This is a genomic window from Aliidiomarina halalkaliphila (genome assembly GCF_007096385.1).
GTDB lineage: Bacteria > Pseudomonadota > Gammaproteobacteria > Enterobacterales > Alteromonadaceae > Aliidiomarina > Aliidiomarina halalkaliphila.
In genome coordinates this window covers 344478-363559 of the sequence record NZ_VJWL01000001.1, presented here as the reverse complement: position 1 = coordinate 363559, position 19082 = coordinate 344478, and the positions used below count along the sequence as shown (strand labels likewise).

Annotated in this window: 20 protein-coding genes; 5 read left to right on the top strand and 15 right to left on the bottom strand. The window is 49.2% G+C overall.

The window, feature by feature from the left end; genetic code table 11:
- Positions 1 to 12: 12 nt before the first annotated feature.
- From FM042_RS01705 to rpoE, 14 genes are all read right to left on the bottom strand, one after another.
- Complete coding sequence (locus FM042_RS01705) at positions 13 to 1650, bottom strand: CTP synthase (protein ID WP_143234028.1); 1638 nt, start codon at positions 1648 to 1650, stop codon at positions 13 to 15.
- Positions 1651 to 1747: 97 nt separating this feature from the next.
- Complete coding sequence (gene mazG / locus FM042_RS01700; protein WP_232366321.1) at positions 1748 to 2542, bottom strand: nucleoside triphosphate pyrophosphohydrolase; 795 nt, start codon at positions 2540 to 2542, stop codon at positions 1748 to 1750.
- Positions 2543 to 2561: 19 nt separating this feature from the next.
- A complete protein-coding gene (relA, locus tag FM042_RS01695) occupies positions 2562 to 4757 on the bottom strand; it encodes a GTP diphosphokinase (RefSeq protein WP_143234027.1) in 2196 nt (731 codons plus the stop codon).
- Between the two features lie 73 nt (positions 4758 to 4830).
- Positions 4831 to 5211, bottom strand: a complete 381-nt coding sequence (acpS, locus tag FM042_RS01690; RefSeq protein ID WP_143234026.1) for a holo-ACP synthase — start codon at positions 5209 to 5211, stop codon at positions 4831 to 4833.
- Positions 5199 to 5960: a pyridoxine 5'-phosphate synthase gene (gene pdxJ, locus FM042_RS01685; protein ID WP_143234025.1), complete on the bottom strand. Its 762-nt coding sequence runs from the start codon at positions 5958 to 5960 to the stop codon at positions 5199 to 5201. Before pdxJ ends, acpS begins: the two co-directional genes overlap by 13 nt.
- A 27-nt stretch (positions 5961 to 5987) precedes the next feature.
- Positions 5988 to 6704, bottom strand: coding sequence for a DNA repair protein RecO (recO, locus tag FM042_RS01680; protein ID WP_143234024.1), 717 nt, complete (start codon positions 6702 to 6704; stop codon positions 5988 to 5990).
- Positions 6704 to 7612: a GTPase Era gene (gene era, locus FM042_RS01675; protein ID WP_143234023.1), complete on the bottom strand. Its 909-nt coding sequence runs from the start codon at positions 7610 to 7612 to the stop codon at positions 6704 to 6706. The genes recO and era overlap by 1 nt, the downstream gene beginning before the upstream one ends.
- Positions 7609 to 8316, bottom strand: coding sequence for a ribonuclease III (gene rnc / locus FM042_RS01670; RefSeq protein ID WP_143234022.1), 708 nt, complete (start codon positions 8314 to 8316; stop codon positions 7609 to 7611). The genes era and rnc overlap by 4 nt, the downstream gene beginning before the upstream one ends.
- Positions 8313 to 9206, bottom strand: coding sequence for a signal peptidase I (gene lepB, locus FM042_RS01665; protein ID WP_143234021.1), 894 nt, complete (start codon positions 9204 to 9206; stop codon positions 8313 to 8315). Before lepB ends, rnc begins: the two co-directional genes overlap by 4 nt.
- Positions 9207 to 9262: 56 nt before the next feature.
- Entirely contained in the window at positions 9263 to 11080 is a 1818-nt protein-coding gene (gene lepA / locus FM042_RS01660; RefSeq protein ID WP_143234020.1) for a translation elongation factor 4, read from the bottom strand.
- A gap of 90 nt (positions 11081 to 11170) precedes the next feature.
- A complete protein-coding gene (locus FM042_RS01655) occupies positions 11171 to 11647 on the bottom strand; it encodes a SoxR reducing system RseC family protein (RefSeq protein WP_143234019.1) in 477 nt (158 codons plus the stop codon).
- Between the two features lie 23 nt (positions 11648 to 11670).
- Positions 11671 to 12684: a MucB/RseB C-terminal domain-containing protein gene (locus FM042_RS01650; protein ID WP_143234018.1), complete on the bottom strand. Its 1014-nt coding sequence runs from the start codon at positions 12682 to 12684 to the stop codon at positions 11671 to 11673.
- A 12-nt stretch (positions 12685 to 12696) separates the two neighbouring features.
- Complete coding sequence (locus FM042_RS01645) at positions 12697 to 13314, bottom strand: sigma-E factor negative regulatory protein (protein ID WP_143234017.1); 618 nt, start codon at positions 13312 to 13314, stop codon at positions 12697 to 12699.
- Positions 13315 to 13335: 21 nt separating this feature from the next.
- Positions 13336 to 13917, bottom strand: a complete 582-nt coding sequence (rpoE, locus tag FM042_RS01640; RefSeq protein WP_143234016.1) for an RNA polymerase sigma factor RpoE — start codon at positions 13915 to 13917, stop codon at positions 13336 to 13338.
- Positions 13918 to 14074: 157 nt separating this feature from the next.
- Between rpoE and nadB the strand changes: the two genes are divergently transcribed.
- Positions 14075 to 15694: an L-aspartate oxidase gene (gene nadB / locus FM042_RS01635; protein WP_143234015.1), complete on the top strand. Its 1620-nt coding sequence runs from the start codon at positions 14075 to 14077 to the stop codon at positions 15692 to 15694.
- Positions 15695 to 16160: 466 nt separating this feature from the next.
- Here the strand turns inward: nadB and FM042_RS01630 are convergent, their stop codons facing one another.
- Entirely contained in the window at positions 16161 to 16445 is a 285-nt protein-coding gene (locus tag FM042_RS01630) for an FAD assembly factor SdhE (RefSeq protein ID WP_143235569.1), read from the bottom strand.
- Positions 16446 to 16596: 151 nt separating this feature from the next.
- Between FM042_RS01630 and ygfZ the strand changes: the two genes are divergently transcribed.
- From ygfZ to FM042_RS01610, 4 genes are read left to right on the top strand one after another with little or no spacing between them, the layout of a single operon-like run.
- Complete coding sequence (gene ygfZ / locus FM042_RS01625; protein WP_143234014.1) at positions 16597 to 17535, top strand: CAF17-like 4Fe-4S cluster assembly/insertion protein YgfZ; 939 nt, start codon at positions 16597 to 16599, stop codon at positions 17533 to 17535.
- On the top strand, positions 17519 to 18004 hold the full coding sequence (locus tag FM042_RS01620) for an FKBP-type peptidyl-prolyl cis-trans isomerase (RefSeq protein ID WP_143234013.1): 486 nt from the start codon (positions 17519 to 17521) through the stop codon (positions 18002 to 18004). The genes ygfZ and FM042_RS01620 overlap by 17 nt, the downstream gene beginning before the upstream one ends.
- Positions 17967 to 18287 carry a hypothetical protein gene (locus FM042_RS01615; protein ID WP_143234012.1) on the top strand — a complete coding sequence of 107 codons (321 nt, stop codon included), beginning with the start codon at positions 17967 to 17969 and terminating at the stop codon, positions 18285 to 18287. The genes FM042_RS01620 and FM042_RS01615 overlap by 38 nt, the downstream gene beginning before the upstream one ends.
- On the top strand, positions 18247 to 19077 hold the full coding sequence (locus FM042_RS01610; RefSeq protein ID WP_143234011.1) for an EAL domain-containing protein: 831 nt from the start codon (positions 18247 to 18249) through the stop codon (positions 19075 to 19077). Before FM042_RS01615 ends, FM042_RS01610 begins: the two co-directional genes overlap by 41 nt.
- Positions 19078 to 19082 lie beyond the last annotated feature (5 nt).

The window sequence follows — 19082 nt, the reverse complement described above, 5'->3', positions numbered from 1 at the left end:
CTTCAATACGAGTTAGCCGCGGTGCGCTTGCTGATATTCCCGAGCGGCTTGGACAAAACTTTCAAACAACTTATGACCATCTCGTGGCGTCGATGTGAATTCCGGATGGAATTGCACCGCCACAAACCAAGGGTGATCTGGGTTTTCGATCACTTCTACCAAGCGTTTGTCGGCAGAAAGCCCACTAAATACCATGCCAGCCTTCGCCAACTGGTCTCGATAATTGTTGTTGACCTCATAGCGATGGCGATGTCGCTCTTCAATGGTATCAGCGCCATAAATGCTGTGGGCCTTGGTATTCGGCAATAAATGGCACTTCTGGGCGCCAAGACGCATGGTTCCACCGAGGTCGCCACCAGCTTCTCGATAGGCTTGCTGGCCATTCTCATCCATCCACTCGGTAATCAGACCAACCACTGGGTGCTCAGTGTTCTCATCGAACTCGGTACTGTTGGCACCGGCGAGGCCTGCCACGTTGCGAGCAAACTCAATCAACGCAATCTGCATACCCAAACAAATTCCTAAATACGGAATTTTATGTTCACGGGCATAACGCGCTGCCATGATTTTGCCTTCAATACCGCGCCCTCCAAAGCCACCAGGCACCAGAATTGCATCCACGCCTTCGAGACGACTCACCCCTTTTGCTTCCACATCTTGGGAATCAATATAGCGAATGTTCACGGTAACGCGATTGTGCAAGCCAGCATGAGCCAACGCCTCATTCACTGACTTATACGCATCCGGAAGCTCCACATACTTGCCCACAAAGCCTACGGTGATCTCGCCGCCTGGATTTGATTCTAAGTATAGGACTTTTTCCCATTCGGACAGATCCGCTTCTGGGCACTCGATGCCAAAGCGCTCAAGGACAAACTCATCAATACTTTGAGATTTTAAGATCGCCGGAATCTTATAGATACTCGGCACATCTTTTAAGGAGATAACTGCACGTTCCGGAACATTCGTAAACAAGGCGATCTTGGCACGCTCGTTCGCTGGGATCAGTCGATCAGAACGACAAATCAGAATATCCGGCTGAATACCGATCGAGCGTAACTCTTTCACCGAATGTTGCGTTGGCTTCGTTTTCACTTCCCCAGCAGCACCTAAGAACGGCACTAAGGTTAAGTGAATAAATAGGGTTCGATGGCGCCCCACTTCCGTAGCCAGCTGGCGAATCGCTTCTAAAAACGGCTGAGATTCAATATCGCCGACAGTACCGCCAATCTCAATCAGGGCAATATCATAGCCTTCGGCCCCATCAATGATGCGACGTTTGATTTCGTTGGTAATGTGCGGGATCACCTGAATGGTGGCGCCGAGAAAGTCACCACGACGTTCGCGCCGAATAATGTCTTCATAGACGCGGCCAGTGGTGAAGTTATTCTTTTTGGTCATCCGCGTGCGAATAAATCGCTCGTAGTGACCTAAATCGAGATCGGTTTCAGCCCCGTCGACGGTAACAAATACCTCACCGTGCTGAATTGGGCTCATGGTTCCGGGATCCACGTTGATGTACGGATCCAGCTTCATAATCGTGACGTTTAATCCGCGCGCTTCCAGAATGGAAGCTAACGAAGCCGCCGCAATACCTTTCCCCAGCGAAGATACTACACCGCCGGTTACAAAAATATATTTAGTCGCCATGCAAAAACCTGCTGCGTCAGGGTAAATGAATCAAGGAAAAGGACTTCAAGACGGGAAAACAGTATACCCGAGCATGGCCTTGGCAACAATTAAGAATCTACAGGATTTTCGCTTTTTCTGTAGATTTCACTGTCTCCCATAAATTCTCGAGAGAATCCAAAGGAGTGTTTTCGACGGAGATACCCTGCTTTTGAGCCAACTTTTCCATGTTTTTAAAGCGGTTCGCGAACTTTAGGTTAGCTTTGCGCAATGCCGACTCCGCGTTGACATCACAATGACGTGCTAAATTCACCACCGCAAACAATAAATCACCGATTTCTTCTTCTACGGCACTCTGATCCCGCACATCGCGGTTCAGTTCCTCGCGCACTTCCTCAACTTCTTCGTTAATTTTTGCCAACACCGGTTCCGCTTCTTTCCAATCAAACCCCACGGTGGCGCAGCGTTTTTGAATTTTACTGGCTTGCATCAATGCTGGTAAATTTTCTGGAATACCGTCTAATAAACTCGACGGCTGCTTGTGCGTGCCGCTGCGTTCTTGCCGTTTAATCTGCTCCCAGTTCCGCAGTACCTCGGCGGAGTTGCTCACTGTCTCCTGAGCAAACACATGGGGATGACGACGTACTAATTTATCACTGATGGCTTGGGCAACGTCATCGAAAGCAAACGCCTCCTGTTCCTGACCCAATTGAGCGTAAAACACCACCTGAAAGAGCAGATCACCAAGTTCATCTTGAATCGCGCCCATATCCCCTTTACTAATGGCATCAGCCACTTCATAGGCTTCTTCGAGGGTATACGGGATGAGACTTTCCATGGTTTGCTCACAATCCCAAGGGCATCCATGATCGGGATCACGTAGATCGCGCATGATATCAAGCAAACGCTGCATCTGTGGCAGCACATTTATATTATTTTCGTTGGGCACGGCGCACATGACTCACTTGTTGAATGCGTCCTAATAGACGCTGAATTTCATGGTTATTACGAACCATCACTTCCAGTTCAATTAGCACAGTTTGCGTATCCTTGTCGAAACGCGCACTCACATCATTTACGTTGAGCTTTTCGTGACTAATGATACTGGTGATATCGTGCAGCAAACTGGGGCGATCATCTGCAGCAATAATCAATCGAGCTGGGTAGCGATGTTCAGGATCTTCTACCCAAGACACGTCAATAGCACGGGCCGGGTTCTGCTGGAGCAATACGTGCAGTTGCTCACAGTCCTCATGATGTACAGATACTCCCCGCCCCTGTGTCACATAGCCAATAATAGGATCACCAGGCAGCGGCTGACAGCATTTGGCAAAGTTCATCATCAGATTGCCAATACCGCCAACTTTCACCCCGTCTCTGGTCTTCTTCGCACGTCCTGTCGAACGTTTGCGGGCAGTAAGTTTCTCCAGCTCCTCGGTTTCATCATCACTCACCGGGGTTTTGATAAAGTTCACCACCTGATGCAAACGCACATCACCGGCCCCAATGGCAGCGACGAGATCATCTAAGCTGTTCATATTGAAACGCGCGATTGCCGGCGTCACATCCGCCATGGTCAACTTGGATTTGTGCAACTCCGTTTCGAGAATTTCTCGGCCCTGAATAAGATTTTGTTCCCGATCTTGTTTCTTAAAGTAGGCATGCACTTTGCTGCGCGCACGAGCAGACTTCAGGTAACCAAGCCCAGGATTCATCCAGTCCCGTTTCGGGCTCGGTTCCTTCTGAGTTAAAATTTCGACGCGTTCGGCATTTTGCAGCACGTAGGTAAAAGGCACAATCCGGCCATCGACTTTTGCACCGATGCAACGATGGCCTATTTGTGAGTGGATATAGTAGGCGAAATCCAACGGTGTGGAACCCATGGGCAAGTCAATGACATCACCCTTAGGCGTAAACACATACACCCGATCTTCGAATACCTGGCTCCGTATTTCCTGTACCAGATCTTCGTTCTCGGCCATATCTTCGTGCCATGCAAGCAGTTTACGCAGCCAAGAGATCTTCTCTTCGTAACTCTGGGCGCGTCCTGTTTGTTGCCCTTCTTTGTACACCCAATGGGCGGCAACCCCAAGCTCTGCATCGTCGTGCATTTGCTCCGAACGGATTTGAATTTCTACGTTCTTTTGCTCTGGTCCAATTACCACGGTATGAATGGATTGATAACCATTAGGCTTCGGCGTTGCTACATAATCATCAAACTCAGAAACGAGATGGCGCCATTTACTGTGAACAATCCCTAGCGCGCCATAACAATCCTTGAGAGATTTAGTCACGACACGCACAGCACGAATATCAAAGAGCTCGTCAAAACGCAGATTCTTTTTCTGCATTTTTTTCCAGATACTAAAAATATGCTTCGGACGGCCGTAGACCTCCGCATCGATCTGTTGCTGCCCTAATGATTCTTGTAAATCTGTAACAAAGGCATCGATGTACTGTTCTCGCTGCCAGCGTTTTTCATCAAGTTGACGAGCGATGGCAATATAGATATCTGGATGCAGATACCGAAACGCCAAATCTTCTAATTCCCACTTGAGTTGTCCTACTCCCAAGCGATTGGCAAGAGGGGCGTAGATCTCGCTACACTCTTTTGCAATCAGAACTCGCGTTTCTTCATCTAATGACTTCACTTGACGCAATTGACAGATTCGCTCTGCGAGCTTAATCAATACCGCGCGGACGTCTTCAACCATGGCCAATAACATGCGTCGAACCACATCAATTTGGGCTTCACCCGGCCGGCCATGGCGAAAATGCTGAAGCTCGCTAATGCTATTCATCTGCAACACTGAGGCCAGCAAGGCGGCAATATCTGCAGACAAATGGGTTTCTACCCACGCATCATCAATGAGGTTAGATTCATAGAAAGGAAAGCATAGAGCCGCTTGCAGGCCCTTTAAATCCAATTTCAGTGCAGACAGAATCTCCACCATTTCCTGCCCTTTAATCAGCAGATCGGCGTGTTCTGATTGTTGTGTAGGGAGCTTTAGGAGTTCTGCAGAGAGTTGAAGTAAGGTATCACGATCATCGACCTGCACCGATTCCGCCTGCCATTCTGCCGGCGCGATGCTTTTTTTATCGACATGTACATTACGAACTTGGACCATGATTGCTCCCCAGGACAACTCAGGGGTTCAATGTGCGAAATCCTGAGTCGAGTGTCAATCGACTTCGGCAATTTTAAGCACTTTCCAATACCACCATGGCTTGTGCATAGTGTGCTTCATCGCTCAACGAAATATGTTGATAGAGAACACCAAGCTGTTTCGCTCGGTTTTCTGCTTCGCCAGAAAAATGCAAGGTCGGCTGACCTGACTCGGTGTGACCAATCTCAATATCTTGCCAACGAATACCTTGAGCCAAGCCCGTTCCTAATGCTTTGAGTGCTGCTTCTTTTGCCGCAAACCGTTTGGCAAGAAAGCGCTCTGGAAAGCGAACACTCTCCATTTCTGCGAGCTCATCCGTTGTCAGCACACGTTGCGCAAATCCGGGCTGTCGCTCAAGAGCCGCCTGAATTCGAGCGATCTCAATAATATCGGTGCCAATACCTAGGATTGCCATGGCCGTGCCGCCTGTAAAATCGCCTTCATATCCGCCACCGCCTGGTGCAGTCCGGAAAACACCGCGCGTCCGATAATGGCATGACCAATATTCAGCTCGTATAACTCGGGAATGCGGGCAATCGCAGCGGTATTGTGATAATGCAAACCATGCCCTGCATTGACCACCAAGCCCGCCTGTTGGGCTAAACGAGCGCCATCAGCAATCTGAGCCAGGGCTTTTTGCTGTTCAGTTCCGTGAGTTTCTGCATAGTGACCGGTGTGTAACTCAATATAAGGCGCATTTGCAGCCACCGCAGCTTCAATTTGCTTGGGCTCTGCATCAATAAATAACGACACCAGTATTCCCGCTTCACTTAATTCAGCGACGATATCGGTACAACGCGACAGTTGCCCTGCGACATCTAATCCACCCTCGGTAGTGAGCTCTTCACGTTTTTCGGGTACTAAGCACACGTAAGTTGGCTTGGTTTGCACGGCAATCTTCACCATTTCTGGTGTCATCGCCATCTCAAGATTCATACGCGTTTGTATGGTTTCAGCCAAAAGCCGTACATCGCGATCGGTGATATGCCGACGATCTTCCCGCAAATGAACGGTAATTCCATCCGCTCCCGCTTGCTCAGCGATAGCTGCGGCCTGCACCGGTTCCGGATAGGAAACACCGCGCGCATTTCGCAGCGTGGCAATATGATCAATATTGATACCTAGAAGCGCTGGGCCTTTCGGCAACTGATCGTCCGAACGCATATCATCTCCTTTCTAAAAGGTTTGGTTTCAAGCCAAGGGCTTTCCTAATTTGGCACCCTGCGCCGCAATTCGCAACGCTCTGCTTTGCAGCGGCTTGTTGCCTAAATGGGGTTCAAGTGCCGCACGCATCACTTGCCGAAAGAGTCGATAACGTTGCGGCGTGCCGATATCAAATTGCGCCATCGCTAAAATATCATCGCCACGCATACACAATCGATCGACAGCGACCTCAGGTATTTCCAGAAACCCCGTACCTGCTACGTAAGTATATACGGCATCAGGCTGAATGGGTTCACCCGCTCGGGCCTCATGGCTAAATGAATCCAATAACTCTAACGACTGGAGTAACTGCCATTCAAATCGGCGCAGTAATAAGGCTTCATCAACGTCTTGGTGTAATAATGTGAGCGCTTGATGGTAGGCATCAAATAAGCCCGCCACTTCCAATTGCTCGCGCACCAAACGCTGCACCAGCTCATTCATATACAAGCCGCTGTACACCCGCTCACCTTGCAACGGAAAGCTTTGCTCTAACTCGGCACGACGCAAGGTTTTTACCTCACCGCGACCGATAATGTCGAGTGTCATTAAGTTAAACGACTGCAAGGTCGCCCGTAGCGTACTTTTTCGGCTTCGAGCGTATTTGGAGACGACGCGAACACGTCCATCCTGCTCAGTGAGTACATCCAGCAATAAACCATGTTCTTGCCAAGGCCAACGATGTAACACGAAGGCCCTCTGCATTATTCTTCCCCGTAACCCAAGCTGCGCAGTGCGCGTTCGTCGTCGGCCCAGCCAGATTTCACTTTTACCCAAAGCTGTAAGTTTACTTTGGCATCGAGTAAGCGCTCGATATCACGTCTGGCTTCGGCACCAATGGTCTTTAGTTTCGATCCTTTGTTACCGATAACCATCCGCTTCTGCCCTTCCCGCTCCACCAAAATCAATGCATGAATATGTACCACACCATTGTCGCCTTGCTCATATTTCTCAATTTCGACGGTGGTTGAATAAGGAAGCTCTTCACCGGTGTAGCGCATTAATTTTTCGCGAACAATCTCAGCGGCCATAAAGCGCACACTGCGATCGGTGACATGGTCCGCAGGATAGAAATGAATCCCCGGTTGCAAGAACTTACGCACAAGGCCCTTCAGTTTTGGCATCGACTCTGGCGAAAGTGCGGTTAGCGGGAAAATATCCACGAACGCAAATTCAGCACTTAAACGTTGAATATGCGGAAGCAACTCCCCTTTATTTTTAACTTGGTCGATTTTATTAATGACCAGCATCGTCGGTCGATTCGCGCGCTTAATCTTGCCCAGAACCATTTCGTCGTCTTCGGTCCAGTGCGTGCCTTCCACAATAAAGAGCACCAGATCGACATCGCCAATGGAAGAGCTCGCCGCACGATTCATTAACCGGTTAATCGCCCGTTTCTCTTCTTTATGCAAACCTGGCGTATCCACATAAATAGTCTGGTGGGGACCTTCGGTATCAATGCCGAGAATACGATGTCGGGTGGTTTGTGCCTTCTTCGAGGTGATACTTACTTTCTGGCCTAATAATTGATTCAATAATGTCGATTTACCCACATTCGGGCGTCCGACAATGGCGACAAAACCGTTATAACTATCGGCGTCTGACTCACTCATGATAACTCCTTGCTGCCGGTTTGTTCCGCCAGCAATTCAATGGTTTGGGCTGCAGCCGCTTGTTCCGCTTTGCGTCGGCTGGTGCCAGTTGCAAGTACAGGATCAGCGAGCAGGTCTACAGTACAGCGTACCGTAAATTTTTGATTATGGGCCTGTCCTTCAGTACGTTCCACTTCGTACACTGGCAGTCCGCATTGGCGGCCTTGCAAAAATTCTTGCAGGCGCGTTTTTGGGTCTTTTTGATTGTTACCGGGCTTAATGTCTTTCAATAGCGGTTTAAACCACTGGCGCACCATTTCCTGTGCCTTGTGCATATCGCTATCGAGAAAAATTGCCCCAATAATGGCTTCAACGGTATCCGATAAAATCGACTCACGACGGTGGCCACCACTTTTCATTTCGCCGGGGCCGAGAATAAGAAATTCACCGAGATCGAATTGCCGAGCGATTTTTGCCAACATGGTGCCGCACACGAGTGTTGCGCGCATCCGACTTAAATCACCTTCCGCCGCCTTCGGGAATTGATGATAAAGGGCTTCGGCGATCACCACACTTAAAATAGAGTCACCCAGAAATTCCAAGCGTTCGTAGTGGGCGTTGGACGCACTGCGGTGGGTTAACGCTTGTTGCAAATAACCTTTGTCGTTAAAGCTGTATCCAATCCGGCGCTCAATGTCCCGTCGCTGGGCTTCGGTCAAGCTCACTCAATACTCCCTAGTCGATCAAAGCGAACCCGCGTAGGCACCCACTGAGGCAACCAACTTGAAGGTTCACGTTCAAACTCTAAACTCAGCCACACAAATACAGCGCGCCCTACTAATAAATCTTCGTGAACAAAGCCCCAATAGCGACTATCAAGACTATTATCTCGGTTATCGCCCACAAAGAAATAATGCCCTTCCGGCACATCCCAAACTAAATCGTGATTCATAACGTTACGGCCTGGATCCACAAGGATATCGTATTGGCGCTCACCTACTTCTTCGGTAAAACGGCGTAATGGTAACTGGTTACGGTAAAAATCCCCATTCGGCTGTTCCGCTTGGGCAATCTGGACCGGCTCTACACCATCACATTCTGGAACGCAGTTCGTGTAAATATAAAAGGATTTATCGCTATAGACGACCCGATCCCCTGGCAAACCAATAACCCGTTTAATATAGTCTACATCCGGCTCCACCGGATATTTAAACACGGCCACTTCACCACGATCTGGTCGCCCGGTACGCAAGAATTCCTTGCGTGTTACTGGCTCCCGTAGCCCATACCGAAACTTCTCCACCATAATAAAATCACCCACTAACAAAGTGGGCATCATTGAACCTGAGGGAATACGGAACGGCTCATAGATAAATGAACGTAAGATAAGAATAACCAACAACACCGGAAATGCCGCTTGCGAAAAATCCGCTAGCGCCGACTGCGGCGCCAGTAGCTGCGCTTGATCCGGGTTGAGTTTTAAACCACTTTTACTTTCTGCTTCAGCGATTTTTGCTTGGCGCTTTGGCTTCCATACCCAATGATCGATCGCCCAAATGATGCCGGTTATCAGTGTGCCGAAAACCAGCAACAATGAGAAATAATACGTCGTCATGTATTCATCCTGTTGAGTTATTCAAATGAGGCGTCTGCGTCATCGCGCCGCAGTGTTTACTTTCCAGTGCGTAAAACAGCCAGGAACGCCTCTTGTGGGACTTCCACATTACCTAACTGTTTCATCCGCTTCTTACCTTCTTTCTGCTTCTGTAACAGTTTCTTCTTACGACTCACATCACCACCATAACATTTTGCGGTCACGTTTTTACGCAGTTGTTTTACGGTGCTCCGCGCAATCACGTGATTTCCAATGGTCGCTTGAATCGCGATATCAAACATCTGACGTGGGATAAGCTCACGCATTTTATCAACCACTTCACGTCCGCGGAATTGCGCCTGACTCCGATGTAGAATCATAGCAAGAGCGTCCACACGCTCACCATTGATGAGGATGTCTACACGCACCATGTCCGATTCTTCAAAGCGCTTAAAGCTATAGTCGAGGGACGCATAGCCGCGGCTAGTGGACTTCAAACGATCAAAGAAATCCATCACCACTTCTGCCATCGGCAATTCATAGGTCAGCGCCACTTGCTTACCATGGTAAACCATATTGGTTTGCATGCCGCGTTTCTCGATACACAGCGTGATCACGTTACCTACGTGCTCTTGCGGTACCAAAATATTCGCTTCAACAATAGGTTCGTAAATGGTAGCTATTTCATTCACCGGAGGTAAAGCGGCCGGGTTATCCACCATGCGGATTTCGCCTTTGGTGGTTTCCACTTTATACACCACCGTTGGTGCCGTAGTGATCAAGTCGATATCATATTCACGTTCCAAACGTTCCTGAATAATCTCCATGTGGAGCATACCCAGAAAGCCGCAACGGAAGCCGAACCCTAAGGCACCCGAATTCTCTGGCTCGAAAAACAAAGATGCATCGTTCAAGCTTAACTTATCGAGGGCATCTCGGAAGCTTTCGTAGTCATCCGAGGAAATCGGGAACATCCCCGCATATACTTGCGGTTGCACTTTCTTAAAACCAGGCAATGGTGTCGTTGCGCCGCCTTTAGCGTGCGTTAACGTATCCCCTACAGGAGCCCCATGAATGGCCTTGATACCCGCGATCACATAGCCTACTTCACCCGCATGCAATACGCCGGTTTCCAGTGGTTTGGGGGTAAACACACCCACTTTATCAACAATATGGTCATGGCCGGTCGACATTACTTTCATTTTGTCGCCAGTACGCAGCACGCCCTTCTTGATCCGCACTAACGACACCACGCCTTGGTAGTTATCAAACCAAGAATCGATGATCAGTGCCTGCAATGGTGCTTCATCGTCGGCTTCATCTTTCGGTGAAGGTATTTGTTTGACAATCCGTTCCAATACTTCGTCGATTCCAATACCTGTTTTCGCAGAACAACGCACTGCGTCTACCGCTTGGATGCCAACAATATCTTCAATTTCTTGAGCAACCCGCTCTGGTTCAGCCTGCGGCAAGTCGATTTTATTGAGAATCGGTACCACTTCGAGGTCCATATCGATGGCTGTATAACAGTTCGCTAGGGTTTGCGCTTCTACGCCCTGGGCTGCATCCACCACCAATAATGCACCTTCGCACCCGGCGAGGCTGCGCGATACTTCATAAGAGAAATCCACGTGGCCAGGCGTATCAATGAAGTTCAATTGATACCGCTCACCGTCGTTGGCGTCGTAATACAAGGTCACGCTTTGTGCTTTAATGGTAATGCCACGCTCACGCTCAATATCCATAGAATCAAGCACTTGCTCCGCCATTTCCCGCTCAGTAAGGCCACCACACACTTGAATTAAGCGATCCGACAGGGTTGATTTCCCATGATCGATATGGGCAATAACGGAAAAGTTGCGAATATTCTTTTTGGGAATGCCAGTTTGGCTCATGAACACCTCAATATGCGACTCGTCTCACCGAGCCGACTTCATTACAGCATGTATGGCGGGAATTTTACTTACTTTTCGGCTGACAAACAATCAACCATCGCTGCGGGAGTGGTTAGAAGAAGCATGAGCGGAAGAATCAGCCGCTAAAATATTCACTTGTAGGAGTTGACGCACTCGGATATCACGCATTTTTAACCAACGCTTTAATCCAATAAAACTCAGCGCAAAGGCACTAAACCCGAGCAAAATGCTAATACCTTCACTCCCCAACAGCGCCTGACCTAACCAGGCGCCGGCAAAGAGTGCGAGCAGTGGCACTAAATATAAAAGAAATGAGAATCGAACCATGACTTGTTCCGGAAGCAGTAACTCAACGGTATCGCCGACGGCTGGCGTAGAATCCATCCATATTGAAAGCGTTCCTTGGCGCGATGGAAATGCTTTTGAGAGTAATCCTGCGCCACAGTGATTTTGCTGCTGACAGCCACCACAACCTTGCTTTAACTGAGTCGCAATGGTCACGGAGTTGCCATCCACCTCGATCACTTCACCTAACTCTCGAATCATTCCGGATATATTCCTGTGGGATGTTATCGGGCTACAGACGCAGCAATACGTTGCAATGTTTCCATTGGTAAGCGCCCAACCACTGTAACACTAAAATCACGGTGACGATGGGTGTACAAAGACTCTAAACCTTCGTATTGAATAGACGTTGACGCACGCGGATCCTGAGATACATATACAGACACCCGAGTTAGGCCGTCAGAATACAGAAAATAATCCGCTGCGATCCCTGTCATCGGCAATCGATGATGATTTGCACGTACTTGCATGAACCCTTCCGGTAACCAAGTTTGCCGCCACTCATGTTCAATACTGCTATCCACATTGGGATCACGAATCACCGGAGGCATAGGCGAATTATGCATTTTCATTAAATCGGAAGGTACCTCGGCGCTCAGCTCAAGTGAGGTAAGTTGCACCAATTCAAGGACATCGCCATTAGGAGCCACGGTCGCCATGCGTAATAACATTCCCGACTCACGATCAAGCCAGAGTGAATAACTAAATCGTTGTTGATCCCGCGGTATCAGACGTACATGCTTCGCCGGACGATCAAGCACACGCCCGCCGCCCATGGCAACAGCGCTGTAAGACCGTTCTATTTCTGAATACGCTTCGTAAAAAGCGCTGGGGATAGGCCCAAATAGCGCACGCGACTGCATGCTATAGGGAGAAATCATTGGATGGAAATATGAAACTTGCTGATCTTGTCGCACCAAATACGAATCAGGCCCATTTAAACTATAGAGTAACTCGAGCTCAGTGCCCTCGTCGGTGCGACCGTGTAACCAACTAAATAACTCAACCCGCTGGCCTTGTACTTGCACCATGGATGCATTGAAGTTTTGGTGACGGAGTGCCTGTTGCATGCGGTTAAACCAAGCAACGCCATCGCGAATCTGCTGCTCAGTCACTGTTTGCGGTCCGGACTGAGTGGTCTCACCCTGCCCCGCGGTTTCCCACGCAAAACTAGCGGGCAAGGCGCCCAGCCATGCCAGAACCACAACTGCTAGCATAGCCTTGCTGACTCGCATCATTCCGTTTTCCTACTACTGAGTACCTGGCTCCGGTTGATCCGGAGAACCTTTAAGTTCGGCCTCTAAGGCCTCCGCTTCTTGCTGTTGGCTCAATTGCAATTGTTGCTGATGGTCCATCATAAATGATTGCAGCAAGCGCCGTTCCAAACCCACATCCTGCTGTTCTGTCGGCGAATGAACTGTATTAAAGCTCACTGGATTTACCACACCACCCATTGGCATCGTTTCCAATGTGGTCACTGAACGTCCTTGTGGTGCTGGATTGATCACGTCTTCTGGCGTTTGTAACTGTTGCACGGCAACTACGGTAACCACCGCAACACTGGCAGCAACAGCCATACTCGCAGCCGGACGCATCCAACTTGAACGGCGCAGCCAACGCTGCATTGCGCTCAGTAATGATGAGGATGCTGGTGCATGCACTGGTGATTTGGCTATTTCAGCCGCCACGGCAGCTGAAATATCAAAACGATGGCCCGCAACCGCATCGCCCCGCACCACGGCACTTGCCAGTTGGTAACGAAACCAGCGTTCGCGGTGGCTGGCGTTTTCCACCAGTGCCTGCATCGTGTCACGGTCTTGTTCACCATCCACGAGTGCCGACAGTTTTTCATTCTGGTGTTCTGTCATCAAAGTGTATCCTCAGTTAGCCTAATTGTGTTCCAGTAACGGTTGTATCACTTTATCAATCGCTTCCCGTGCGCGAAAAATTCGAGACCGTACTGTTCCAATCGGACAATCCATCGTTTGCGCAATCTCTTCATACCCTAAACCATCGAGTTCCCGCAACGTAATTGCCTGCTTTAAATCATCGGGCAAGCCATCGATGACATTCATCACGGTTTGCCTAATTTCCTCGGACAACAACAGGTGTTCGGGGGATGCTATATCCTTCAGACCATGTCCGTTATCTAAAAATTCCGCATCTTGTGCATCTATGTCTGAAGACGGCGGCTTCCGCCCCTTCGACACTAAATAATTTTTTGCAGTATTGACCGCAATGCGATACAGCCACGTATAGAACGCACTATCACCGCGAAAGTTCGGTAATGCTCGATACGCTTTAATAAACGCCTCTTGAGCCACATCGGGCACATCACCGGGATGCTTTACATAACGTGCTACGAGGCTCATTATCTTGTGCTGATATTTCTTTACCAACACATCAAATGCTCTTTGATCGCCACGCTGTACACGCTCTACCAGCTCTTGATCAATTTCCTGTTCGCTCATTCGAGCCCACTCTCTGTTATAACCCTGTCCATGACTCTTTTGCTTTGGGCCCGCACGTTCTCTGTAGTAGCTAGACCAATGGTTTTGGAAAAAGTTCGCAAATTAGTTCACAACAACGGTAAAATTCAATGTATTCACTCAACAACGATAAAACAACATGACTTCTGACGCCACGATTACCTGCGACGTTTTGATTATCGGCAGCGGTGCTGCTGGCCTATCCCTTGCATTGCAGTTGGCTAAATCATATCAAGTCATCGTCCTGAGTAAAGGGCCACTTGCCGAAGGCTCCACCTATTATGCACAAGGTGGAATAGCCGCGGTATTTGATGAGAATGATAGCATTGAATCCCATGTCGCCGATACGTTGGTCGCCGGAGGAGGCCTTTGTGATGAGCAGGTTGTGCGTTATACCGCTGAACGTGCAAAAGAAAGCTTACAGTGGCTCATAGAGCTTGGCGTCGCGTTTGATCAAGAGTCGGATCCGGAAGGAAACACCCGTTTTCATTTAACCCGGGAAGGCGGGCACTCTCATCGCCGCATTTTGCATGCTGCCGACGCCACCGGCCGCGCGGTTCAGAGCACCCTCACCTCGCAGGCGCTCAACCACCCGAATATTCAGGTGCTTGAGTATACCAATGCGATTGACTTAATTACCCAGCAAAGCAACGGTGTTCCGCGTTGTGTGGGCGCCTACGTATGGAGTTTAAATCACCAGCACGTGTTAACCATTGGCGCTAAATTTACCGCTTTATGTACAGGTGGTGCGAGCAAGGTTTATCAGTATACATCGAATCCCGATGTAGCCAGCGGCGATGGCATTGCTATGGCCTGGCGCGCCGGCTGTCGAGTCGCAAATATGGAATTTAATCAATTTCATCCCACCTGCTTATTCCACCCCAAAGCGCACAATTTTTTACTAACAGAAGCGTTGCGTGGTGAGGGAGCGCATTTAAAGCGCCCCGACGGCTCCCGTTTTATGCCAGAGTTTCATGAGCTTGCCGAATTAGCACCTCGAGACGTCGTCGCTCGAGCGATCGATTACGAGATGAAGCGGTTAGGTGCAGATTGCATGTATTTAGATATATCGCACCAACCTGCAGACTTTGTCCGTCAGCATTTCCCTACCATCTACGAGAAATGCTTAAGCTTGGGAATTGATATTACCCAAGAGCCTATGCCTATTGTGCCGGCGGCCCACTATACCTGTGGTGGGGTGATGACAAACCTCGATGCCCGAACCGATATCGCCGGTTTATATGCCATTGGCGAGGTGGCTTATACCGGATTGCATGGAGCCAACCGAATGGCCAGTAACTCATTACTGGAATGTGTGGTGTTTGCCCGCGCCGCCGCTGCTGATATGCAGAAACACATGGCCGCGGCACCAGAATTGACGGCAGTAAGACCGTGGGATGAAAGTATGGTCACTGATTCCGACGAGGAAGTGATAATTCAACATAACTGGCATGAGTTACGCTTGTTTATGTGGGATTACGTGGGTATCGTTCGCACCACTAAGCGCCTCGAACGCGCCTTAAGACGGGTGGAACTGCTGCAACAAGAAATTCATGAATATTACGCGAATTTCCGAGTCACGAGCAATTTATTGGAGTTGCGCAACCTTGCTCAAGTCGCTCAATTGATTATTCAAAGTGCCATGCGCCGTACTGAAAGTCGAGGCTTGCACTACACTCTCGATTACCCTGAACAAGCACCCCATTCAGCGCCAACGATTCTCACGCCCCAACGTTATCCTGGAGATATGGTTAAATAGCCCCGCAGCAACTGAAGGTCTCTGTTGCTGGCAGTGATGCAGGATACGACAGTAGCGAGTCCATGTTATCGAGTCGCATTGATCGCGCCAACGCCATAGCCATCGGGTTGGTGCGAAGCTGTTATTGTCTTGCGCGTTTGACTGTTGCGCGCTGCACTGTACTTTGCATATGCACAAGTTCGGGAACATCAATACCGGTGCGAGCATCTGTATTTCTTGCTCTTGAGCATTAAATCCAGAACCATTCTCTCGTAGCCAAACGGGCACGATCGCATATACGTCACCAGCCGCTCGCTGCCGCTGGTAAAGATATAAAACAATCAACAGGAATAGTAGCAACCAAACAGCAGGGTTGAGCCCTGCCCAGATCAGTAGAAGCGTTAATATTAGCCAACGGTAACGCCGGAATCTATGCACCGTAAGCGACGAACCCCATAGCATAGGGTAACCCCGGTGCATGCTTGGATTACACTTTCACCCGGCGCAACATCAGTGCCACCATGTCTGCCAGTTCAGGGTCGGGGCAGTCTTTGTGCCCCATGAACCACGCAAACAAATCCGGATCGTCACAGGTCAGCAAACGCCGAAATACCGCTTGTTGCTCCAACGACAAGTCATCGTATGCCTCTTCGACGAAGGGTGCGAACAGCACATCAAGTTCTAACATGCCCCGGCGACATGCCCAACGCATGCGGCGCTTATCTTTCAACGCATCTTCTGACTGTTTGAGAAACTCCACGGTACACCTCATCATGGTCGATAATTGCTATGTGCAATTGTACCAGTTCTTCCCTAGGTTCCCTATATTTTATCAGGTGGATGACTCCCCTCGCCTTGAAATACGCAATAACCATCACCATTGTGTTTCTATAGGACGGTCGCATTTATAAAAGGAAGGCCCTGTGAATCCAAACGTAGTAGCCGAGAACCGCGTTGTAAACTACCCTGAGCTCGGCGTTATTCGCGCCGCAGGCATAGACGCGGAGCAGTTTTTACAAGCACAGCTTACCTGTGATCTAAGAACTCTGGACAAAGCGCACTGGCTCCCAGGCGGGTATTGTGACGCCAAAGGAAAGCTGTGGAGTGTGTTTCGTATTTTTCGTAGCGGTGACGATTTTATCCTTGTTATGGATAAGCAACTGTTACCCAAATCCCTCGCAGAGCTAAAAAAATTCAGCGTATTTAATAAAGTCGAATTCACCGACGATAGCGCGCAGTGGTCCCCCTATTTGTTACTTGGCCTCGACCATCCTGACGTTCCTACAAAGGCGAGCCTACCGAGTCAGATCGGTGACCTAACATTGCATGAGGGGGGACATTTTCTGCGCCTTGCAGAGCATGTTGTATTATATCTGCGTTCCGCGGATCAGGCGCCTTGGCCGTGTGAATCCAACCCAGCGCTCGCACAAGTGGTGGAGATGCAACTGGGTTGGCCGCTGTTCCGGGAAAGTCAGCAGCAAGAACATATTCCCCAAACGCTTAATCTTGATCGTATCGGTGCGATAAGCTTTAAAAAAGGCTGCTATATCGGCCAGGAAACCATTGCCCGGATGCACTATAAAGGGCAAACCAAAAGACGCATGCAGTACTTGGTAGGTCGCTGTGAACAGCTACCTACTGACAACGATGTCATAGAGCGTCGCGTCGGAGACAACTGGCGCCGAGCAGGTGCAGTTCTCCACGCAGTGCGTTATGATAGTAAGGTCGTTGCAGTTCAGGCCATTCTTCCGGTTGATTTGGATGAGTCGGGCCCACTGCGCATTAAAGGACAGGACGACAGTCAATTCACCCCCTGTCCGCAATTAGAGACAACGGAATCAAAGAATGAGTCAAACCATTAGTCAAGATAAAGCAGTCACCATCCATTATGTGGTAAAAAACAGTGATGGCGTCACCCTAGACCAATCGTCGGAAGAGCGTCCACTGGCCTTCATTTTTGGTCGTGGCATGCTGATCCCGGGATTAGAGAATGCACTCACTGGAAAAGCCGCTGGCGATGAGCTGAGCGCAGAAATTCCTGCTGCAGATGCATACGGTGAGCGTCATGACGGATTGATCCAAACTGTTCCTCGGAATCTTTTTGGTGAGCAAGAAGTGAATCCAGGAATGCAATTCCGTGCAACTACTGACAATGGTGAGCAATCAGTCATGGTGGTTGAAGTAAGTGATGAAACAGTCACTGTCGACGGAAATCACCCGCTTGCAGGCGTTGATTTAACGTTTGACGTAAGTGTCGTGGAAGTTCGCGATGCAACGGAAGAAGAGCTTGCCCATGGCCACGTTCATGGTCCAGGTGGCGTTGATCACTAAAGCTGAAGGCTTATTGATCATCAAAAAAGGAGCGCAACAAGCGCTCCTTTTTTTATATTTAGAAGAAAAAGTCTCTGATCCGCTTAAAAATATCGAATTAGCGAGTTTGAGGTCGCCTATTCAAGCCTTTAGGATATTGCGTAAACCGCGTTCATCGACCAAAATATCACCAGTGAAATTATTTACACCCCTCAAGGCGCAGATGGACGAGCCCGCAGGAACCCATAAGGACAACCCGAAATATGGCGAAAGAGATGGCGGCAAAGTCGAAAGGCATTTTTAATATGCCCTTGAATGCCGAGCACTTACGTAAAGTGGTCGATGAGCATGGCTTCGAGGTCGCGTTTCAGCCTCGCGTTCTTGTGCCCTCGGGTCGCCTCACCGGATTTGAGATTTACGCGCGCTGGAATCATGAAGAGCTCGGTTATATTTCACCCGCGCAATTTATCCGACTTGCGGAGAAACGTGAGCTCATCGACACCCTTACCCGAGAAATACTAAACGCCGGTTTACCGGTGTTTGCCCGCATTGCGAAACGTATGCCGCAGTTAACCCTATCCGTCAATATCAGCCCGGTATCGTTCACTCATAGTAGCTTTCTGCAATTACTACTGGAGCGGTGTAACGCCTACGACATCGCCCCCAGTCAAATTATCTTAGAGTTCCCAGAACTTGAGATATACCAAAACATGGAAATATTCGCGAATAGTTTGAAACACTATCAAGATGCCGGGTTTCAGATTGCCCTTGATGATTTTGGCACCGGCGAATCCAATGCGCTCATGCTCGACAAACTCAATTTAAGTGAAATTAAAATTGATATTTCCGTGATTAACGCCCTGAAAATATCGAAAGAAGCCGAATTTTTGGCCAAGGCCGCACTAAAATTGGCAAGTCAGAGTGGCGTTCTTGCCACCGCAGAAGGGGTCGAAACAGAAGAGATTATGAGCTTCGTTGAAAAGCTCGGTTTTGATATGGCACAGGGATTTTATATTGCACATCCTATGTCCGCATCGGCGCTTGAAGCTTGGCTGGAGCAGAACCATCCACTCTCAGCACAAGCTCACAAATAATTCGT

Excerpts from the sequence above, each read along its gene's own strand:
- FM042_RS01705 (WP_143234028.1), bottom strand. The coding sequence starts at position 1,650 with ATGGCGACTAAATATATTTTTGTAACCGGCGGTGTAGTATCTTCGCTG.
- mazG (WP_232366321.1), bottom strand. The coding sequence starts at position 2,542 with ATGCAGCGTTTGCTTGATATCATGCGCGATCTACGTGATCCCGATCAT.
- relA (WP_143234027.1), bottom strand. The coding sequence starts at position 4,757 with ATGGTCCAAGTTCGTAATGTACATGTCGATAAAAAAAGCATCGCGCCG.
- acpS (WP_143234026.1), bottom strand. The coding sequence starts at position 5,211 with ATGGCAATCCTAGGTATTGGCACCGATATTATTGAGATCGCTCGAATT.
- pdxJ (WP_143234025.1), bottom strand. The coding sequence starts at position 5,960 with ATGCGTTCGGACGATCAGTTGCCGAAAGGCCCAGCGCTTCTAGGTATC.
- recO (WP_143234024.1), bottom strand. The coding sequence starts at position 6,704 with ATGCAGAGGGCCTTCGTGTTACATCGTTGGCCTTGGCAAGAACATGGT.
- era (WP_143234023.1), bottom strand. The coding sequence starts at position 7,612 with ATGAGTGAGTCAGACGCCGATAGTTATAACGGTTTTGTCGCCATTGTC.
- lepB (WP_143234021.1), bottom strand. The coding sequence starts at position 9,206 with ATGACGACGTATTATTTCTCATTGTTGCTGGTTTTCGGCACACTGATA.
- lepA (WP_143234020.1), bottom strand. The coding sequence starts at position 11,080 with ATGAGCCAAACTGGCATTCCCAAAAAGAATATTCGCAACTTTTCCGTT.
- FM042_RS01655 (WP_143234019.1), bottom strand. The coding sequence starts at position 11,647 with ATGATTCGAGAGTTAGGTGAAGTGATCGAGGTGGATGGCAACTCCGTG.
- FM042_RS01650 (WP_143234018.1), bottom strand. The coding sequence starts at position 12,684 with ATGATGCGAGTCAGCAAGGCTATGCTAGCAGTTGTGGTTCTGGCATGG.
- FM042_RS01645 (WP_143234017.1), bottom strand. The coding sequence starts at position 13,314 with ATGACAGAACACCAGAATGAAAAACTGTCGGCACTCGTGGATGGTGAA.
- rpoE (WP_143234016.1), bottom strand. The coding sequence starts at position 13,917 with ATGAGCGAACAGGAAATTGATCAAGAGCTGGTAGAGCGTGTACAGCGT.
- nadB (WP_143234015.1), top strand. The coding sequence starts at position 14,075 with ATGACTTCTGACGCCACGATTACCTGCGACGTTTTGATTATCGGCAGC.
- FM042_RS01630 (WP_143235569.1), bottom strand. The coding sequence starts at position 16,445 with ATGAGGTGTACCGTGGAGTTTCTCAAACAGTCAGAAGATGCGTTGAAA.
- FM042_RS01620 (WP_143234013.1), top strand. The coding sequence starts at position 17,519 with ATGAGTCAAACCATTAGTCAAGATAAAGCAGTCACCATCCATTATGTG.
- FM042_RS01615 (WP_143234012.1), top strand. The coding sequence starts at position 17,967 with ATGGCCACGTTCATGGTCCAGGTGGCGTTGATCACTAAAGCTGAAGGC.
- FM042_RS01610 (WP_143234011.1), top strand. The coding sequence starts at position 18,247 with ATGGCGAAAGAGATGGCGGCAAAGTCGAAAGGCATTTTTAATATGCCC.